Source organism: Janthinobacterium sp. TPC_1, assembly GCF_056037845.1.
Window position 1 is genome coordinate 6016510 of record NZ_CP195157.1, and the last position, 17871, is coordinate 6034380.

The following is a 17871-nucleotide window of genomic DNA, read 5'->3' on the forward strand; positions in this document are numbered from 1 at the left end:
GCCACGAAACCGACTTACTGCTACGTACCAATATAGCAGGCATCTGCCGTGCGGCAATCACGAGCGGTGGCGCAACGGTATTCGCCACCGGAATGGCAGCACGCCGCAGCGCACCACTTTGGAGCAGATTGTGAGTGAATCAGAGTGGTATTGCAAGAAATAACATGCAGAAAAGCAACAACCAGAAGGCGCTATGCCGCCACGAACGGGCGGCAGGCAAGCAGAGTCAGTTTTGCTTCACATAGATCAATTTTGACGTATCGAAACCCAGGCCACGGGCTTTTTCGATCAGGCGCTGCTGCAAGGCAGGGTCCATGGTGGGCGTGCGCGACAGCAACCACAAGTACGACTTGTCGGGGCCGCTGATCATGGAATAGCTGTAATCTTGCTGGTCCAAATCAAACACGATGTAGGAACCATAGAAGGGACCGAAAAACGACACTTTCAGATAGCCCACGTCTTTCTTGTCCACAAAATACGCCTTGCCTTCCGCTTCCTTCCACTTCGCGTCCGCATCCTGGTAGCCCCGGTTGAGCACTTTCAGGCCGCCATCCTGGCGCAGGCTGTAGTCGGCCGTCACATGGCTCAGACCCCGTTCGAACGAATGGTCCAGGCGCGCGATCTCATACCACTTGCCCAGATAGCGGGTCGTGTCGAAGTTGCTGACGGGGACGATGTTATCGGGACGGCCCACGCAGCCGGCCAGCACGAGCACACACAGGAACAGCAGTTTTTTCATGGTCTTCTCCGTTGGTGGAATCAGGGCCGCAACGTCAGGGCAGCAATGCGCGGTCGACGATGCGGCGGATCGCGCCACTGGCTTGCATGCGCGCGATGGCGGCATTGAATTGTTCGATAAAGTCTTCGCGATAGGGGTAGGCGACGGGCCGGCGCGCCGTAAAACCCAGGTGGCCCTGCTGGCTGGCCAGTTGCGCCGTTTCCTGGATCGCCTGCATCGGCGTGCCCGGCGGCCCCTCGCGCCGGATGCGCTGCAATTCCCACTGCGCCGACAGGCGGTCGCTGACATAGCAATCGATGCGCCCGCGCATCAGCTTGAGCAGATTCGTGCGCGTGCCCTTGGCCGGGTCAAGCACGATTTTTTCGGCGCGCAGGGCCGCCATCAGCCCCGCATCGCCCGGCAAAAAACCCGCGTTCACGCCGATGTGCAGGCCGCCGTAATCGGCGGGCCACTGGCGCAGCGCACGCCTGGCCAGCACGTCCTGGCTGCACAGCACCACCAGCTGCTCCATCAGCAGCGGCACGGAATAGCGCACGTACGGCCGCTCGCTGCGCCACGAATACGGCGGATACAGAGCGAAGGCCTCGCCCGTCTGCAGCATCAGCAGCCCCCGTTTCCAGGGTACGGGGCGCAGCTGCACCGCATACTGCGGCATCGCTTGCGCCGCTTCGCGCACGATCTCCGTGTAGATGCCTTTCAGCTGGCCATTCTCGACGTAGGAGTACGGCGGATAATCGTCGTCGCCATAGATCACCAGCGGCGTTGCCCCTTCGGCCCGCGCGCTGGCGGCGATAAACAGGCATAGCGCGGCAGGCAACATGAGCATTCTGGACATGCCCGAAGAGTAGCACGGAAGGGACAAACGCCATCATCCGTTTGCGCTGTTCGTGCCCAGCATCTCGTCGAGCTGCGCCAGGGTGCTTGAATCCTTCACGACGGCGCGCAGCCACAGGTGCAGCGGCAGTTCGCCCCAGCTGGCGGCCTTGTCGGCCAGGTAGGCGACGGGGCTGTGCGGCTCCGTGCGGCGGAAGAAATCGGCCACCTGGGCGCAGCTGGGCCAGCGCCTGCTGGCGCTGCACGATGGCGCCGCCGCTACTGCCGGCGCCCTGGCCGGCGGCGGCCGGCGCGCCGATAAAGTCCGCGCCGGGCGACAGCGGCGCGATGAAATGAATGGCGTTTTCCAGCGCTTCGCGCGCGGCGCGGAAACTCGGCCCATCGGCGCCGAAATGCGCGTCGACGCTGCGTTCGAACGCCAGCAGCGACTGCATGCAGTACTGCGCATCGGCCAGCAAGGCGTCGGAAAAGGCGCGCGTATTCCTTTGCCGCGCCGCCTCCATCTGCGCCAGGGTCGCCCCTTCGTCGTGGCGCGTATCGCCCCAGCCCTGATCGGCTGCGCCCTGCGCTAGGCTGGCCGCCGCGCGCTGGCGCGCCGCATCGAAATCCTGCAGCGCAAACGGGCCATCGGCACCTTCCGTCAGCGGGATTTCGCGCAGCAGCTGCGGCGTGCGCGAGAGCAGCCAGAAGACATTGCCGATGCGCTGTTCCTGGTCGCCCTCTTCCGCCAGCGGGTACAGGCCCTCCCAGTAACGTTCGCACAGGCCGGCCAGCAGCGCGTAGCCGTCGCCCAGGCCGCGGAAATGGCGCGTCTTCGCGTGCGCCTCGGCCAGCCACACGGCCACGCGCAAATCCTTGCTGTGCGTGGCGATCAGCTGTTCGCAGCGCGTCGCCACGAAGGGCCAGTCGGCTTCCTTCAGCGCCGTCACCCATTCGCCCTGGTCCAGGCTCGGGTCGTCGTGCTGGCGCGCGCGCGCGATGGCATCGAGCTCCTGGCTGAAGGTGATGTCTTCGCCGCATGGGCTGACGGCGCTGACGGGGTGCAGCAACTGCTCCAGGTTGAACATGGCGCTCTCCGGAAGGTGGATTATCGGATCGTGTACTTGAACTGTCCCTGCTTGCTGGCAGTGACGCGGATCGACGCGACCGGCTCGCCTTCGGCCATGCGCGCCAGCACCGCTTCGGCAATCGCCGGCAGCAGGCTGCCGTTGAGAATTTGATCGACATTGCGCGCGCCCGAATCGACCTCGGTGCAGCGCGCCAGCACGGCGTCGACCAGGCCCGCGTCATGGCTGAACTGCGCCTGGTGGTTGCGCGCGATGCGCGCGCCGATGCGCGCCAGTTTCAGGGCGATGATCTCGGCCAGCACGGCGTCGTTCAGCGGATAGAACGGCAGCACCTTCAGGCGCCCCAGCAAGGCCGGCTTGAAATGCGCCACCAGTTGCGGGCGCACCAGTTCTTCCAGCGCGGCCGGCGTGGGCAAGTCTTGCGCCGCCCGGTTCAGGCAGGCGGCCATCATGGCGCCCGAACCCAGGTTCGAGGTGGCGATGATGATGGTGTTGCGAAAATCGACTTCGCGTCCTTCCGCATCATCGAGCACGCCCTTGTCGAAGACCTGGAAGAACAATTCGAGCACGTCGGGATGGGCTTTTTCCGCCTCGTCGAGCAGCACCACGCTGTAGGGCTGGCGCCGCACGGCTTCCGTCAGCACACGCCGCCCTCGCCATAGCCGACATAGCCGGGCGGTGAGCCTTTCAGGCCGGCCACGCTGTGCGCCTCCTGGTATTCGCTCATGTTGATGGTAATGAGCTTGCGCTCGCCGCCGTACAGCAGGTCGGCCAGCGCCAGCGCCGTTTCCGTCTTGCCCGTGCCGGACGGCCCCGTGAACAAAAACACGGCTTGCGGCTTGTTCGGGTCGTCCAGGCTGGCGCGCGCCGTGCGCACGCGCTGCGCCACCGCGTCGATGACGTGGTCTTGTCCCAGCACCCGTTCGCGCAGCGCGCCGTCCAGGGTCAGCACCGTGCGGATCTCGTCCTTGAGCATTTTCCCCAGCGGGATGCCGGTCCAGCCGGCGACGATGCCGGCCACCACCTGGGCGTCGACTTCCAGCGGCGACAGCGGCGCTTCACCCTGCAGGGCCGCCAGCTCTTCCTTCAGCGCCAGCAGGCGCGCCGCGCCCACTTCGCCAGGCCGCTCGCCGCGCAGCTGCGCGCGCAGCTCGCCGATCTGCGCCACCAGCGTCTTTTCGCGCTCCCAGCGCTGCGCCAGCGCCGCGACCGCCGCCTGGCCTTCGCCATGCTCGCGCCGCAGCTGCGCCAGGCGCGCGGTGCCGGCTTTATCGGGCACTTCGCCGTCGGCCGCCTCGCGGGCCAGGGCGGCGATTTCCGCGCCGATGCGTTCCTGGCGCCGGTGCGCGTTTTCCAGCTGCGCCGGCGTGGCGCGCTGGCCCAGCGCCACCTTGGCGCACGCCGTATCGAGCACGCCGATGGCCTTGTCCGGCAGCTGGCGCCCGCTGATGTAGCGGTGCGACAGGCGCACCGCCTCGACGATGGCGGCGTCGCGCACGCGGATGCCGAAATGGCGTTCCATCAGCGGCGCCATGGCGCGCAGCATGGCGCAGGCGATGTCCTCGCTTGGCTCTTCCACCTTCACCACCTGGAAGCGCCGCGCCAGCGCGGCATCCTTTTCAAAGTATTTTTTATACTCGCTCCAGGTAGTGGCGGCGATGGTGCGCAGGGCGCCGCGCGCCAGCGCCGGTTTCAGCAGATTGGCCGCGTCGTTCTGCCCGGCCTGGCCGCCGGCGCCGATCATGGTGTGCGCCTCGTCGATGAAGAGGATGACCGGGTGCGGGCTTTTCGCCACCTCGTCGATGACGTTCTTCAGGCGGCTTTCGAATTCGCCTTTCACGCTGGCGCCGGCCTGCAGCAAGCCCATGTCGAGCGCGTGGATGTGCGCGCCCTGCAGCACTTCGGGCACGTCGCCGGCGGCGATGCGCAGGGCCAGGCCTTCCACCACGGCCGTCTTGCCCACGCCCGCCTCGCCCGTGAGAATCGGGTTGTTCTGGCGGCGGCGCAGCAGGATGTCGACGGCCTGGCGTATCTCGCCCTCGCGGCCGATCACGGGATCGAGTTTGCCGTCGCGCGCCAGCTGCGTCAGGTCGGTGGTGAACTGGTCCAGCGCCGGCGTCTTCGTCGCCAGGGTAGCGACCGGGTCAGCTGGCGTGTCGGCAAGCCGCGGCGCTGCCGCGCTTTCCTCCTCGCCGGAGCCGGCCGTGAGTTTATCCGGATGATGCTTCAACTGCTCCACGCTGAAGCGGGCGAACAGCTTCGAGCCGCGGTAGGCGAGCTGCGACAGTTCCGGTTCCGTCAGCAGCGCCAGCAGCAGATGGCGGCTGCGGATGGGTCCCGGCTGCGCCGTATCGAGCGAAGCGATCAGCCAGGCGTGTTCGAACAGCAGCGGCAAGTGGGGTGAGAACACGGGCGTGCGCGCGCTGCCCGTGCGGAAGCCGCCGATCTCGCGGCGCAGGTCCGCCTCCAGCGCCGTCAGGCTGATTTCGCTGCGCCGCGCGATGGTGACGAAATCGCTGCGTTCCTGCTCCAGCAGGGCCAGGAACAGGTGTTCGATATCGACTTCGTACTGGCCCAGCCCGACGCAGATGGCGGCGGCGCGGGTAGCGGCCGTGCGCGCCGTGTCATTCAGTTTGGCGATCAGGGTTTTCAGGTTATTGCTCATGCGGCGGCTCCCTTGCGGTTGATCGAATAGCGCAGCGACGATGGCTGCAGCACGGCGTCGAAATTGACCGTCTCGCCGCCGGCCTGCACGGCCAGGGTGCCGCTGATGACGAAGCCGACGCGGTTGATGGCGCCCGCCTCGCGCTCCAGGCGCGCGCGCACATTGCGCAGGCGCGGTTCGTGGCGTTCGATGGCGGCCTTCAGGGCGGCGCAGATGCGGGCGCGGTCATCGCTGCTGGACAGGCACATGCCGGCGAAATCGATCAAGCCATAGTTGACGATGGACGCCGCGCATTCCGGATAGGCGTCCAGTGCGCCGGGCGGCAGGGCCACGCGCGTGTTGAGCAGCTCTTCCAGGTCGCGCGCCACCGCATCCTTCAATTGTTCCAGCGACAGGCGCGCCGCCGCGCCGCCGTCGCCCATCAGGCGGTCAAACAAGCCAGGTACATAACTGTCCATGCACACTCCTGAAAAATCGGCGCGGCGCGCGGGCGGAGGTGGCCGCCGCGCGCCGCGCGCAATGGATCAAGCCACGCGGTTCGCGGCCAGGTCCCAGCCGCCCGAGGTATTGCCGCCGGCGCCGCCCGTCACTTTTTGCTGCGTGTATTTCCACTTCACTTTCGAGAACTTGAAGCCGACGTGTTCGCCGAGGATGTCGCCCTCTTCCACATTCGGCGTGACGGCGCCGATCAGCACATTCTCGATTTCGATTTCAAAGTATTTGACGCGTTCGCCCTGGCCATCGGCGCGCATGAATTCGAAGCGCGCCTTGGGGATAGTCTTGCCGGCCGAGCAGGTCTGCAGCAGCACCGGCGAGGCCAGGTCGGCCAGCTTGGAAATGACGATGTCCTTGTGCTCGCAGCGTTCGGCCGTATGCCCGCCGCCCGTCGAGGCGGTGGCGGACTTCGGCTGCTCGACGCTCCAGCTGACCGATTTGCACTCGATCCAGTCCTTGTGCTTGTCATCGGTGGACTCGCCCTTGATGCCGTCTATCTGCAGATATACATCGATTGCCATGGTGTGCTCCTGTGGTTGAAAGAGGGGTGGATCAGGAATTGGTCGACTTCGGCAACTCCGCGACCAGTCGGAGCGAAACGGATAATTCATCGAGCTGGAAATGGGGGCGCAGGAACGACACGGCGCGGTACACGCCCGGCCGACCCGGCACTTCATGCACCTGCACGGACGCCTCGCGCAGCGGGAACTGCGCCTTCTGTTCCTGGCTGGCGTTATCGTCGAGCAGCACGTACTGCATCAGCCAGCGGTTCAGAAAATCCTCCACGTTGGAGGCGGCGGCAAAGCTGCCGATCTTGTCGCGCATCATGGCCTTCATGTAGTGGGCGATGCGCGAGACGGCGAAGATGTACTGCAGCTGCGACGACAGCACCGCGTTGGCGTTGGCCGCGTCGCTGTTGTACTTGCGGCTTTTCTGCGCCGACTGCGCGCCGAAGAACGCCGCATACGCCGTGTTCTTGCAGTGCACCAGCGAGATGAAGCCCAGGTCGCTCAATTCCTTTTCGCGGCGGTCCGTGATCGCCACTTCGGCCGGGCATTTCAGGGCCACGTCGCCCTCGTCCGTCTTGAAGGTGTGGGTCGGCAGGTCGTCCACCAGGCCGCCGCCTTCCACGCCGCGGATGGCGGCGCACCAGCCGTAATCGGCAAAGGCGCGCGTCAGCTTGCAGCCGAACGCATACGCGGCGTTGCACCACAGGTATTTATGATGGTCGCTGCCGTCGACTTCCTCGACAAAATTAAAACCTTCGACCGTGGTGCCGTCGACGGGATTGAACGGCAGCCGGCCCAGGAAGCGGGGCAAGGTCAGGCCGACATAACGCGCATCCTCGGATTCGCGGAAGGCTTTCCATTTCGCGTACTCGATGGTGTCGAACACCTTGGCCAGGTCGCGCGGCTTGCCCAGGTCGCCGTAGCTTTCCAGGCCAAACAGTTCCGGCGCGGCCGAGGCGATAAACGGCGCATGCGCGGCGGCGGCGATGTGCGACATCTGCTCGACGAAATACATGTCTTCCGGCTGGCGCGAGATGGCGAAGTCGCCCAGCAGCGCGGCGAAGGGCGCGCCGCCGAAGGTGCCGAATTCCTCTTCATACACCTTCTTGAACATGCTGCTCTGGTCGAACTCCAGCGCGGCCTGGAAATCCTTCACCAGTTCGCGCTTGGTGGCGTTGAACATGCGGATCTGCAGCCGCGTGCCCGTGTCGGAATTGCCGACCAGGTAGCGCAGCCCCGTCCAGCTTTGCTCGAGCTGCTGGAACGGCGCCGCGTGCATGATTTCGCTGAGCTGGGTGGAGATCAGGCGGTCGATTTCCGCCACGCGCCCGTCCAGGGTGGCCGACAGGCTGCTGGACATCAGCACCGTGCCGTCGAGCACCTGCGCCACCAGTTCCGAGATCAGGTCGCGCGCGCGCGCATGTTCGGCGCCGGACTTGGCAACGCGGCTCTGCTCGACGATCTGGTCCAGCAAATCGGTGGCGGCCGGCGCGACGGGAGCGGCGGCGGCTAGGGCTTCTGCCTGGGCGTTCATCTCAATCCTCCTGCGCTGGGAACTGCGGTTTCAGGGTGGCCAGGCTGTCCGTGTTGTTCAGCACTTCCGTCAGCAAGTCTTCCAGCTTGTCGTTGCCCGCCAGCTTGTTGCGCAAGTCGGCCAGCTTGGTGCGCGCGTCGAGCAGCTTGCGCAAGGGCTCCACCTGGCGCACCACCGATTCCGGACGGAAGTCGTCCATCGAGCGGAAATGCAGATCGACGGCGAAGGTGCCGCCCGCCTCGCTGAGGCGGTTCGGCACGGCGAAACGGGCGACCGGTTCCACGCCGGCCAGCACTTCGTCGAAGTTGTCGCGGTCGAGGGCGACGAACTTGCGGTCCTTCAGGCGTTTTTTCTCGCTGTCCGGATTGCCGCCGAAGTCGCCCAGCACGCCGACTACGAAGGGCAGCTCCTTGTTTTCAATCGCGTCGCCGATCTCGACGTCGTAGGTCATTTGCACGCGCGGCGCGCGTATCTGCTTCAGGCGTTTTTGCACGCTGTCGGACTTGGGCATGTCGCTTCCTTTGCAAGGGGATGGTGGGAATGCTCGCTTATTTCAGGCCGCTGAACGGGTCGGCCGTGCTGCCTGGCGAGGCCGCGCCCTTCGCCGCCGGCGTGCCGGAACCGGAAGCGGCGGCGCGCTTGCCGGCCGCCGGCGGGCGCCTGGCCGGCGGCACCAGCACTTCTTCGCCGATGCTGGCGCGCAGCAGCTTGGCCAGGTCCTGCGCTTCCGAGCGCAGCGAGCCGTTCAGATTGTTTTGCCGCGACAGGTCGGCCAGCGCCTTGCCGGACAGGCGCAAGCCGCTGACGGCGACGATGCTGTTGGCGACCTTGTCGTCCGGGTCGCGTTCCAGCGCTTCGAGCGCATGGCCGATGGCGTCGCCGTACTGGCCGCGGTCGAACTTCATCTGCGCCATTTGCAGCCACGGCGCCTTGTCGGCCGGGTAGCTCGTGCCGCCGCGCTGAAGCAGGGTCATGGCGCGCTCGTACTGGCCGGCGCGCGCGGCCGCGTCGGCGTCGCTCATCACTTGCGCCAGGGTCGGCGCGGCAGGTTTGCTGGACACGGGCTGGTCTGGCGTGGCGCAGGCGGCCAGCAACAGGGCGCTGGCAAGGCAGGCAAGACGGGGCAACACGGTGGTGGCAGGCTTCATCGGGGCACTCCTTCACGTGGAGGACGCTACCGCTGGGAAAGATGGGCGGCGCCTTGGTGGAGGCCATTATTGATCGCCAATTTTTTGGCCAGATTGAGATTAATCAGCAAAGAAGAAGTTCCGCGCCAAAGCCGCGTACAGGTGCATGAATCCTGATCTGGCGCAGGAAGTGCGTTGATCGCAGGCGGACTTTGCGCCAACGCAAGCGGGCCGCCCCTGCATGCGTTTAAATGGCTGCAACACTTTTATTTCCACCCACCATTTTTACAAAGAGTGCCCATGCCATCTGACGCCCCGCTCCGCCGTCTGGCGCGCGCCACCCCGCTACGGCTGCCGGTGTTGCTGCTGGCCTTGCTGCAAGCCGGCTGCGCGGGCGGCGCCATCGGCACCCTGGCCAACGCGGCGCTGCAGATGGCCGGCGTGGCCAAGCCGCCGCCCGAACTGCCCGACGCGCAACAGCCGCCGCGCAAGGTCAGCATCCGCCTGCACGCGGCGCAGCGCCTCAACACCGACGCCGAGGGCCGGCCGCTGGCGCTGGTGGCGCGCATCTACAAGCTGCGCCAGAGCGCCGCCTTCGAGCAGGCGCCCTACGACAGCTTCCTCGACGCGCAGCGCGAAAAGGCGGCATTGGGCGCCGACCTGATGGAGGTCAAAGAGGTGCTGCTGGTGCCGGGCCAGCGCTACGAGGTGCAGGAAAAAGTCAGCAAGGAAGCGTCTTTCATCGGCGTCGTGGCCCTGTTCCGCGCGCCGGCAACGCAGCGCTGGCGCGCCACCTTTGCCGCCGCCGACGCTGAACGCGCGGGCGCTGAACGCGGCGCATCGTCGGCCTGCATGCGTGCGCGCTCAGCATCAGCGGCGCGTCCACGCTGTCGGCCCCGCGCTGCCAGTAGCACGAACAGACACGCCACACATACAAGGAGAAACGAGATGGGCATGGCAGCGAAAGTCTTGTGGGGAGAAGGCCTGTTCCTGCGGCCGCAGCATTTCCAGCGCCAGGATCAATATCACGAAGCGCGCCTGCATCACACGGCCAGCGCGCTGCATCCCTACCTGTGGGGCGTGGCGCACATGGAATGGGATCTGGCGGCGCTGAAGACGGGCACCCTGCGCCTGTACGCCCTGTCGGCGATCTTCCGCGACGGCGAAGTGTTCGAGGCGCTGGGCGACGGCGCACCGGGCAGCGACACCCTGCCCCCGCCGGTGGACCTGGAAGCGCTGCCGGCCGCGGTGCAGGAAGTGACGTATTACGCGGCCCTGCCCATCCTCAACCGCGAAGGCATGAACTACACGGCGCAGGCGCCGGCAGCGGGCACGCCGGCGGCCACGCGCTTTGCGCACGCCATGCGCGCCACGCCCGACCTGTTTACGGAGTCCGCCGTGGCCGACGTGGCCTACCTGAAGAAGACCGTGCGCCTGATTCCCGACAGCGAGGCGCGCGGCTCCTACGACTGCCTGCCGCTGATCGCCCTGCGGCGCACGGTGTCGGGCGGCTTCGAGCCCGTGCCCTCGTTCATGGCCCCCAGCCTGGCGATCGCCGGCGCGCCGCGCCTGCAGGGCGTACTGGAACACCTGCTCGACGCCTTGCAGGCGAAAGTGAGCGCGCTGCACGGCCACCACCGCGAGCCGAGCCGCAACGTGATCGAATTCCGCTCGGGCGACGTATCGTCATTCTGGCTGCTGCACACGGTGAGCACGGCCGCCGCCGCGCTGATGCACTATGTGCGCCATCCGGCCCTGCATCCGGAACGCCTGTACGAGGCGCTGCTGGGCCTTGCCGGCGGCTTGCTCAGCTACTCCAAGCATTACACCCTGGCCAGCCTGCCCGCCTACGACCACGCGCAGCCGGGCGCCTGCTTCGACGCCATCGACGCGATCATCCGCGAACTGCTCGACACCGTCATCTCGTCGAAATATTTTTCCATCGCCCTGCTGGAAGACCAGCCCTCGTACTACCTGGGCAAGCTCGATTCGGGCAAGATCGACCAGCACACCACCCTGTACCTGGCGATACGCGCCGCCATGCCCGCCATCGAGCTGGTGGACGTGGTGCCCGTGCGGGTGAAAGTGGGCGCGCCCGACGACGTGGAAAAATGCGTGCTCACGGCCATGCCCGGCCTCAAATTGTCGCATGCGCCGCAAGTGCCGGCGGCCATCCCCGTGCGGCCCGACACCTATTATTTTGCGATTGAAAACCGCGGCGCGCTGTACGAGCAGATGCTCAAGGCGCAGTCGATTTCCGTCTACGTGCCGGCCGGCATACGCGACCTGCAGCTGGAACTGATCGCGGTGACGGCATGAGCCAGCTCATCGAACGGCGCGCGGCGCCCTCCCTGCTGGGATCACGCGGTGCCGCACCGGCAGGCGGCAACCGGCATGCGGGCAGCGCCCTGCTGGACCTGATGCACGAAGGCTTCTACATGCTGTTCATGCTGAAGCACGGTTCGGCACCCGGCGACGAGCAAAGCTTCATGGACCGCATCACGGCCTTCCTCGGCGACTTCGAACGCGAAGCGAAAAAGATCCGCGCCGACGGCGACGATATCGAGGCGGCCAAGTATGCGTTCTGCGCGGCCGTCGATGAAATCATCCTGGCCTCGCCTTTCGCCCTGCGCAAGCAGTGGGAGCGGCGCCCGCTGCAGCTGCTGATCTTTGGCGACCAGCTGGCAGGCGAACACTTTTTCGACCGCCTCGACGCCTTGCGCGGCAAGGGCGCCATGCGCGTGCAGGCGCTGCAGGTGTTCCACATGTGTTTATTGCTGGGATTCCAGGGCAAGTATGCGATCGACGGCGGCGAAAAACTCAGCTACCTGACGGCGCGCCTGGGCGACGAGATCGCCCACATCAAGGGCAAGAGCCGCGGCTTCGCGCCGCGCGCGGAACGCCCCGACCAGGTGGTCAACAAACGCGGCAGCGACGTGCCGCTGTGGGCGCTGTCGAGCTTTTTCGCCCTGCTGGCCATCTGCGCCTACCTGGGCCTGAAAACGCATCTGACGCGCGGCACGCAAACGACCCTGGCCGCGTATGCGGACCTGGTCAAACTGGCGCCAAGCCCCGCGCACCTGACCATCACCTTGCCCTGAACACCTCACAAAACCTACTGCGCGATTCTGAACTCGATGCGCCGGTTACGCGCCCGGCCATCGGCCGTGGCGTTGCTGGCCACGGGACGGTCCGGTCCCTGGCCCGACACCAGCACCGAGTCCGCCACCACGCCCTTGCTGGCCAGGTAGGCGCGCACGGCTTCGGCGCGCGCCAGGCTCAGGGCCACGTTGCTGGCGCGCAGGCCCGTGTCGTCCGTGTGGCCGATCACCTCCACCTTGCGGCCCCGCAGCCTGAGCATGGCGGCCGCCATCTCGTCGAGGATGGCCAGGCCGGCCGGCGTGATGGACGCCTTGCCGCTGTCGAATTCGATGATGCGTTTATCGAGCGCCGCATCGAGCAAGCCCTGCTCGGCCTCGGGCGCCTTGACCCGCAAGCCGTTGTTGACGGTGTAGGTGGGATTGAGGCTGGTGGCGATGTCGCTGGCGATCTGCTGGCGCTGCGCCTCGTTCGCCACTTCGCCGCGCACGCTGACGTTGTTGCCGGCTATGCTGATCTGCCCCCGTGAAATCAGCTTCAGGTTGGGCGCGATCAGCTTTTGCACGTAGGCGTTCCAGTTGGCCGGCACGGCCACGCTGCCGATGGCGATCTGGTCGACCACGCGCTCGGCGCCATACAGTTCGCGCAGGCGGGCCAGCACGGCCGCCTTGCCCGCCTCGTCGGCCAGGGTGCCCGTGACGAGGATTTGCCCAGGCATGGGCGTCTGCGGCGCTTGCGCCTGGGCGTGGCAGGCGGTGGCGGCGCCCAGCAGCAGGAAGAAGACGGTTGGTTTCATCGCAATCCTTCAGGCAAAGGTATCCATGAACATGGCGCAGGCCGAGCGCAGCGACAGCTGTTCCTGCTGCAGGCAGGCGGAAAACCGGCGCAGCGCCGCATCGCTTCCCAGCTGCTCTTCGACCCAGTCGAGCTGGTCGAAGATGATCAGCCGTTCGCTGCCGGCCTGCGGATCGATCAGCGCGCGCAAGCCGTGCGGGTCGGCGCCGCAAAAGCCGATCACCAGCACGGGCGCTTCGTCGAGGCGGGAAAAGAACAGCGCCAGTTCGAAATCGGCCTGGCGCAGGAAAGGCGCGATCAGGTGCAGCCAGAAGCTGGCCACCAGCTCGCGCAGCGGCGCCTCTTGCGGCAGCGGCAGCACCAGGCTTTTTTCCAGGCGCGGCAAGCCGCTCTGGCGCACCGGCCGCAGCAGCAGGCCCAGCCCAGCAGCAGTTCGCGCACCGTCACGGGGAAGGCGGGCGAGGCCAGCATCGCTTGCAGCCCATGCACGGTCTGCGCCTGCAGGAAGGCGGCCAGCCGCGCCGCGTGGCACGGCGCCGCCGGTTCGATTTCCACCACGTTGCCGGCCAGCGCCAGCAGCGCCGGCCCCGGCTCGGCGCTGGCCACGATGCCCTGCGACAGCTGCTCCACGCGCTGCCACAGCGGTGCCAGCGCCAGCGGGCTGCAGCCGACAAAGGCTTCGGCGTCGTCGACTTCCAGCGCGCCCATGGCCATGAAGGGGAAACGCCGCTGCGACTGGTCGTTGCTCGCCTCCAGGCGCCCGGCGATGGCGCGCCGGCTGCGCGTGCCGACGAAGGCAAAGCGCAGCGGCGGCAAGGCGTCGTAATTGAGCTTCCAGCGCGGTTCCACCGTCAGCGCAGTCATGACCTGCGCCAGCCAGTCGTCGAGCAGCTGCACCAGCGCGTGATTGTCGCAAGCCTTGATGAAATCGCCGCGCGCGGGGATCTTGCCGAAGTAGCCGAGACGCACCTGCTGTTGCGCGCGCATCATGGCGACACTCCCGCTGCGGCTGCGGCGACGGCGGCAATGGCCGGCGCGGGCGCGGCAGCCCCCACGATGGTCTCGGGCAGCTGCATGCCGCGAAAGCCCTGCTCCTGCACCGCAGCGGCGGCACCGGCGCCCGTCGCCGTCGTTTCGGCGCTGCTGGTGATTTTCAGGTCGACTGCCACGGCCACCTCGCCGCGCGCCCAGCGCAGTTCGAACACGCCGCCATCCTTGCGCTTTTTGCTCGCCGCATCGATCATGCGCTTCAGGCCGAACTGCCCCGGCTCGTTGAACAGTTCCACCGTGCGCCCGTCGAAGGTGACGGCCGTGATGCGCGCCCCCTGCATGCCCGCCGCGCCCTGCGGACCCGGATGCACCATGTTCGTCCACTGCGCCGGCGTGTTGCGGTAGCGCAGCTGCTGGCCGTCGATCTCCACCGTGTATTCCAGGGTGCCCGGCGCGGGCGACGGCTGGATCTGGAACACGGTTTGCGCCGCCGTCGACGTGGCCGCCACGCCGCCCGCGCCCAGCGGCGCGATCCAGCCGGGGAAGCGCGCCACCACCTGCGGCGACAGGCTGATGCCCATGTCGGCCCAGGTACGCGGCGCCAGCACGTCGCCGCGCCGCACCACCAGGGGGCCCATGGACGTCGTGACGAATTTCGCCACCAGGCCTTCCGGGCCGAAGAACTGGCCGATCTCCAGATTGCTCGCCTCGATGCGCGCCGTGGGCGCAAACGGATATTTGTTGGCCAGCGATTTCTGGAACGGCTCATACACCTGCGCCGCCCAGGTCTTGTTGATATCGAGTTCGGCCGGCGCGACGATGACGGCAAAGGTCTGCATCAGCGGGCGCACAAGGATGGGGCGTATGGCCTGCTTTTGCGCGTCGCTCATCCCCGTGAGCAGCTGCTCGTCGACCAGTTTCAGGGCGTCGGCCAGCTCGGAACCGCTGCCTTCCAGCGTCTGCTGCATGAACTGGCGCGCACCCGGCCCCGCGTCGCCCTGGTTCTTCAGCTGGTTCAGGCGGCTGCGCAGTTTCGACAGCGCCTCCAGGTAGGCGCGCATCAAGGACGCATTGTTGTCCCTGGCCGCCACCAGCTTGCCCACGCCGGCAAATTCGCGTCCCACGGGGCCCATCGGCTTATCCAGGCGGGCCGGGTCGATCTGCGCATTGAGGCCGGGATTGGCCGTCAGCTGCGACGGCGCGCGGCGCAGCACGGTTTCCTTGAACCAGGCGACGATGCCCCGCTCGGCCTTGCGCAATTGCGCATTTTGCAGCGCCGGGTTGTCCCACGAGGTTTCCTCGTAGATGCTCGTCAGCAGCCTGGCAATCGGCGACGACTGCGGGTCGCCCAGGCGGTTCATCGCCTGCACGGCACCGTCAAAACCTTTCAGGTCGGCGACGGCCACACCCTGCACGAATTTTTGCCACTCGCGCGCGTAGTCGGCCTTGTACATGGCCACCAGGTTTTTCTCGATCTGCTCCGGGCTGCCTTCCAGGGTCAGGTCGTCGGTGGAAGCGCTTTTCAGCACCCAGTCGGCGCTTTGCAGCTCGCGGTTGGCGGCATCGCGAAACGCGCCCTCGACGAACTTTTCCCACGCCTGGCGCGTAAAGGCGCCGGAGACGGCATAGCTGCCGGCCAGCAGCGCCTGATCCTGTTCGCCGACGATGCGCGCCACCGTCATGCCGGGAAAGCGCGTCGAAGCGCGCGCCTTGATGTCGGCATACACGCGTTCGCGCGCCGGCATGCCGCGCACCACGCGGCGCAGGTTTTCGCGCGCCTGGTCGACCAGCGCCAGCTTTTGCTCGATGCGCGGCCAGGACGGGTCGCCGATCTGCGCCAGGTAAAACGTCAGCAGCCGTTCGGCGCTGCGTATCATCTGTTCGCGCGGCATGGCGCCCCGGTTGCCCTCCAGCCAGCCGCGCCAGAACGTCAGCTGGTCGTTCAGGTGGCTGCTTTCCGCATGCGTCTTGTCGGCCAGCATCAGATAGGTTTTCAGCGCGTTGTAGGCGTCTTCCACATTCGTCGCGCTGGCCGCCTGGTACTGCACGCTGCGCGGCGCGGCGGAAGGCGCGGCGGGCGCGGCGGCCGGCGTCTGCGGCGGGCGCGCCGTGGGCTGCAGCTGGTCGGCGCTGGCGTTCATTTCGTACAGCAAGGCTTCCAGCGCGCCCGCCACGGGGGCCAGCATGACCTGGCGCGCGCCGGCAAAATATTCCTCGCGCAGCTTGCGCTCCAGTAAGTCTCCCTGGTACAGGCCCAGGCGCAAGGACCACGGCCGTTGCGTGCGGTACGCTTCCAGCTGCTCGATGCGGTCCTGCAAGATCTCCAGCGCTTCCAGGCGCGACTGCAAGTCCAGCCGTTTCTCTTGCAGCTTCACCACTTTATTCAGATCGGCTTCCACATTCGCCACCAGTTGCCGGTTGCCCAGGTAGGACCAGCTCCAGCCGCCCAGGCAAGCGCCCAGCGAGACGGTGGCGGCAAAGAACACGGCATATTTGAAGCGCAGCCTGGCGCGGTTGGCATAGTTGGCCACCAGGTGCTTGTCGGCAAAAATCACCTTGCGGAACAGTTCCAGCAGGAAATAGCCATGCTGGCGCGCGCCCGATGGCACGGCGGCCGGGGCCGGCGCGAAGGCCAGGTCGAAGCGGCGCGCCACCTGCTGCGAAGAGGCACTGACGGGCTCGCCCTCCTGCAGCGCGCTGGTAAAGTAAAAGCCGCGGAAGACGGGCTGGAACTGGAACGGATTTTCCTCGAACAGGGTGGCGATGAAGGCGCGCAGGGCCGGCTTGATGGCGGAAAATTCCAGCGGAAACGTAAACACGCCGGGCGCCATCGTCTTGCGTTGCCGGTGCGCCATGTTGGCCAGGCTCAGCTCCGTCAAGCCGTCGTGCAATTCATCGAAGCTCTGGTCGAAAAAACTCAGCAAGTCGGCCGTGGGCAGCTTGCGCTGGTAGGGCATGGTGGCGCCCCAGACGCGCTCGCGCTCGCTGCGCTCGGCATCCGCAAAGAAATCCGTGAAGCCCGAGATCAGGTCCGCCTTGGTAAACACGATGTACAGGGGCGCGAACACTTCCAGGCGCTCGATGACGTCTTGCACGCGCTTGCGCAGGCTGCGCGCCAGTTGCATGCCGACATCGGGATCACCTTTCAATTCGGCGATGCTGACGGCGATGAGGATGCCGTTGATGGGCGCCTTGCGCCGGTATTTTTTCAGCAGGTCGAGAAAGCCGAACCACTCGCCCCGGTGCTCGTCGACGACGGAATAGCGTCCCGCCGTGTCGAGCACGATGCCGTCCGTGGTGAAAAACCAGTCGCAGTTGCGCGTGCCGCCCACGCCTTGCACGATCTTGCCGTCGGCGAAGGGAAATTGCAGGCCCGAATGCAGGATGGCGCTGCTCTTGCCGGCCGCCGGATTGCCGATGATCATGTACCACGGCAATTCGTACAGGGCCGCGGCACCCGATTTGAGGCCCAGCTTGGACGTCTTGATGGTCTCGATGGCGGCCTGCATGCCCGTGCGCACGGCGTCGAGTTCGCCATGCTGCGTGTTGCTGGCCGTCGATGCCGAGGCCGCTTGCGCGGCGGCGATCTCGGCCTCGTTGAGGATGGCCTGTCCCAGCGCCTGCGCATCGCGCCGCGCGCGGCGCCGGCGCCACAGCCACAGGCCCAGCCACGTGACAAAGGCCAGCAGCAGCAAGGCCAGCGCCCAGATCAGCGCCACTTCCAGCACTTCGGCGCCCAGGTACAGGAACACGGCCAGCGCCACGAAGCCGAAGATGGTCAGATTGCGGCTGTCGGTGAGGAAATGCCAGAGTCGTCGCAGCATGATGAGCCCAGAGTGAGGTCGCAAAGCAGGAGGAACGCCGCCGCGCAGCAAGGCGGACTCGACCCATCCTGACAGCAATGCGGCACGCCTTTGTTGACATATGACAAGTACCCGGCGCCAGCGTGCCGCAGGTGCCGGCATGCCATTGACGCTGCGCAAGCAAGCTTGCAGCTGTGAAAATCCGGCCCCGGCG

13 protein-coding genes and 3 pseudogenes are annotated in these 17871 nt (G+C 66.6%); 3 read left to right on the top strand and 13 right to left on the bottom strand.

Translation table 11 applies throughout. From position 1 onward, the window contains the following. Positions 1 to 226: 226 nt before the first annotated feature. The 9 genes and pseudogenes from ACQVLG_RS29270 to ACQVLG_RS29310 all read right to left on the bottom strand — a co-directional run bounded on the left by ACQVLG_RS29270 (position 227) and on the right by ACQVLG_RS29310 (position 8991). On the bottom strand, positions 227 to 739 hold the full coding sequence (locus ACQVLG_RS29270) for a lipocalin family protein (RefSeq protein WP_474292105.1): 513 nt from the start codon (positions 737 to 739) through the stop codon (positions 227 to 229). A gap of 34 nt (positions 740 to 773) precedes the next feature. Then, on the bottom strand, positions 774 to 1574 hold the full coding sequence (locus tag ACQVLG_RS29275) for a substrate-binding periplasmic protein (protein WP_474292106.1): 801 nt from the start codon (positions 1572 to 1574) through the stop codon (positions 774 to 776). 33 nt (positions 1575 to 1607) lie between these two features. Next, positions 1608 to 2640 (bottom strand): annotated as a pseudogene (tssA, locus tag ACQVLG_RS29280) (type VI secretion system protein TssA). Between the two features lie 20 nt (positions 2641 to 2660). Next, positions 2661 to 5305: pseudogene (gene tssH, locus ACQVLG_RS29285) on the bottom strand (type VI secretion system ATPase TssH). Further along, positions 5302 to 5763 carry a type VI secretion system baseplate subunit TssE gene (gene tssE / locus ACQVLG_RS29290; RefSeq protein WP_230540335.1) on the bottom strand — a complete coding sequence of 154 codons (462 nt, stop codon included), beginning with the start codon at positions 5761 to 5763 and terminating at the stop codon, positions 5302 to 5304. Before tssE ends, tssH begins: the two are co-directional and overlap by 4 nt. 66 nt (positions 5764 to 5829) lie before the next feature. Then, positions 5830 to 6321: an Hcp family type VI secretion system effector gene (locus tag ACQVLG_RS29295; protein ID WP_034750126.1), complete on the bottom strand. Its 492-nt coding sequence runs from the start codon at positions 6319 to 6321 to the stop codon at positions 5830 to 5832. A 31-nt stretch (positions 6322 to 6352) separates the two neighbouring features. After that, positions 6353 to 7843, bottom strand: a complete 1491-nt coding sequence (gene tssC, locus ACQVLG_RS29300; RefSeq protein WP_474292107.1) for a type VI secretion system contractile sheath large subunit — start codon at positions 7841 to 7843, stop codon at positions 6353 to 6355. Between the two features lies 1 nt (position 7844). After that, entirely contained in the window at positions 7845 to 8354 is a 510-nt protein-coding gene (tssB, locus tag ACQVLG_RS29305) for a type VI secretion system contractile sheath small subunit (RefSeq protein ID WP_230540333.1), read from the bottom strand. A 37-nt stretch (positions 8355 to 8391) separates the two neighbouring features. Then, complete coding sequence (locus ACQVLG_RS29310; protein ID WP_474292108.1) at positions 8392 to 8991, bottom strand: hypothetical protein; 600 nt, start codon at positions 8989 to 8991, stop codon at positions 8392 to 8394. 279 nt (positions 8992 to 9270) lie between these two features. Between ACQVLG_RS29310 and tssJ the strand changes: the two are divergent. The 3 genes and pseudogenes from tssJ to icmH all read left to right on the top strand — a co-directional run. Beyond that, positions 9271 to 9732, top strand: a pseudogene (tssJ, locus tag ACQVLG_RS29315) (type VI secretion system lipoprotein TssJ); the annotation flags it as partial. A 186-nt stretch (positions 9733 to 9918) separates the two neighbouring features. Further along, positions 9919 to 11289 carry a type VI secretion system baseplate subunit TssK gene (tssK, locus tag ACQVLG_RS29320; protein WP_474295843.1) on the top strand — a complete coding sequence of 457 codons (1371 nt, stop codon included), beginning with the start codon at positions 9919 to 9921 and terminating at the stop codon, positions 11287 to 11289. Continuing rightward, positions 11286 to 12071: a type IVB secretion system protein IcmH/DotU gene (icmH, locus tag ACQVLG_RS29325; RefSeq protein ID WP_230540329.1), complete on the top strand. Its 786-nt coding sequence runs from the start codon at positions 11286 to 11288 to the stop codon at positions 12069 to 12071. The genes tssK and icmH overlap by 4 nt, the downstream gene beginning before the upstream one ends. A 14-nt stretch (positions 12072 to 12085) precedes the next feature. Here icmH and ACQVLG_RS29330 read toward each other — a convergent pair whose 3' ends face one another. From ACQVLG_RS29330 to tssM, 4 genes are read right to left on the bottom strand one after another with little or no spacing between them, the layout of a single operon-like run. Then, on the bottom strand, positions 12086 to 12865 hold the full coding sequence (locus tag ACQVLG_RS29330) for an OmpA family protein (protein WP_474292109.1): 780 nt from the start codon (positions 12863 to 12865) through the stop codon (positions 12086 to 12088). A 9-nt stretch (positions 12866 to 12874) separates the two neighbouring features. Further along, positions 12875 to 13225: a hypothetical protein gene (locus ACQVLG_RS29335; protein ID WP_474292110.1), complete on the bottom strand. Its 351-nt coding sequence runs from the start codon at positions 13223 to 13225 to the stop codon at positions 12875 to 12877. Beyond that, on the bottom strand, positions 13162 to 13854 hold the full coding sequence (tagF, locus tag ACQVLG_RS29340; protein WP_474292111.1) for a type VI secretion system-associated protein TagF: 693 nt from the start codon (positions 13852 to 13854) through the stop codon (positions 13162 to 13164). The genes ACQVLG_RS29335 and tagF overlap by 64 nt, the downstream gene beginning before the upstream one ends. Beyond that, complete coding sequence (gene tssM, locus ACQVLG_RS29345) at positions 13851 to 17678, bottom strand: type VI secretion system membrane subunit TssM (protein WP_474292112.1); 3828 nt, start codon at positions 17676 to 17678, stop codon at positions 13851 to 13853. Before tssM ends, tagF begins: the two co-directional genes overlap by 4 nt. Positions 17679 to 17871 lie beyond the last annotated feature (193 nt).

Excerpts from the sequence above, each read along its gene's own strand:
- ACQVLG_RS29270 (WP_474292105.1), bottom strand. The coding sequence starts at position 739 with ATGAAAAAACTGCTGTTCCTGTGTGTGCTCGTGCTGGCCGGCTGCGTG.
- ACQVLG_RS29275 (WP_474292106.1), bottom strand. The coding sequence starts at position 1,574 with ATGTCCAGAATGCTCATGTTGCCTGCCGCGCTATGCCTGTTTATCGCC.
- tssE (WP_230540335.1), bottom strand. The coding sequence starts at position 5,763 with ATGGACAGTTATGTACCTGGCTTGTTTGACCGCCTGATGGGCGACGGC.
- ACQVLG_RS29295 (WP_034750126.1), bottom strand. The coding sequence starts at position 6,321 with ATGGCAATCGATGTATATCTGCAGATAGACGGCATCAAGGGCGAGTCC.
- tssC (WP_474292107.1), bottom strand. The coding sequence starts at position 7,843 with ATGAACGCCCAGGCAGAAGCCCTAGCCGCCGCCGCTCCCGTCGCGCCG.
- tssB (WP_230540333.1), bottom strand. The coding sequence starts at position 8,354 with ATGCCCAAGTCCGACAGCGTGCAAAAACGCCTGAAGCAGATACGCGCG.
- ACQVLG_RS29310 (WP_474292108.1), bottom strand. The coding sequence starts at position 8,991 with ATGAAGCCTGCCACCACCGTGTTGCCCCGTCTTGCCTGCCTTGCCAGC.
- tssK (WP_474295843.1), top strand. The coding sequence starts at position 9,919 with ATGGGCATGGCAGCGAAAGTCTTGTGGGGAGAAGGCCTGTTCCTGCGG.
- icmH (WP_230540329.1), top strand. The coding sequence starts at position 11,286 with ATGAGCCAGCTCATCGAACGGCGCGCGGCGCCCTCCCTGCTGGGATCA.
- ACQVLG_RS29330 (WP_474292109.1), bottom strand. The coding sequence starts at position 12,865 with ATGAAACCAACCGTCTTCTTCCTGCTGCTGGGCGCCGCCACCGCCTGC.
- tagF (WP_474292111.1), bottom strand. The coding sequence starts at position 13,854 with ATGATGCGCGCGCAACAGCAGGTGCGTCTCGGCTACTTCGGCAAGATC.
- tssM (WP_474292112.1), bottom strand. The coding sequence starts at position 17,678 with ATGCTGCGACGACTCTGGCATTTCCTCACCGACAGCCGCAATCTGACC.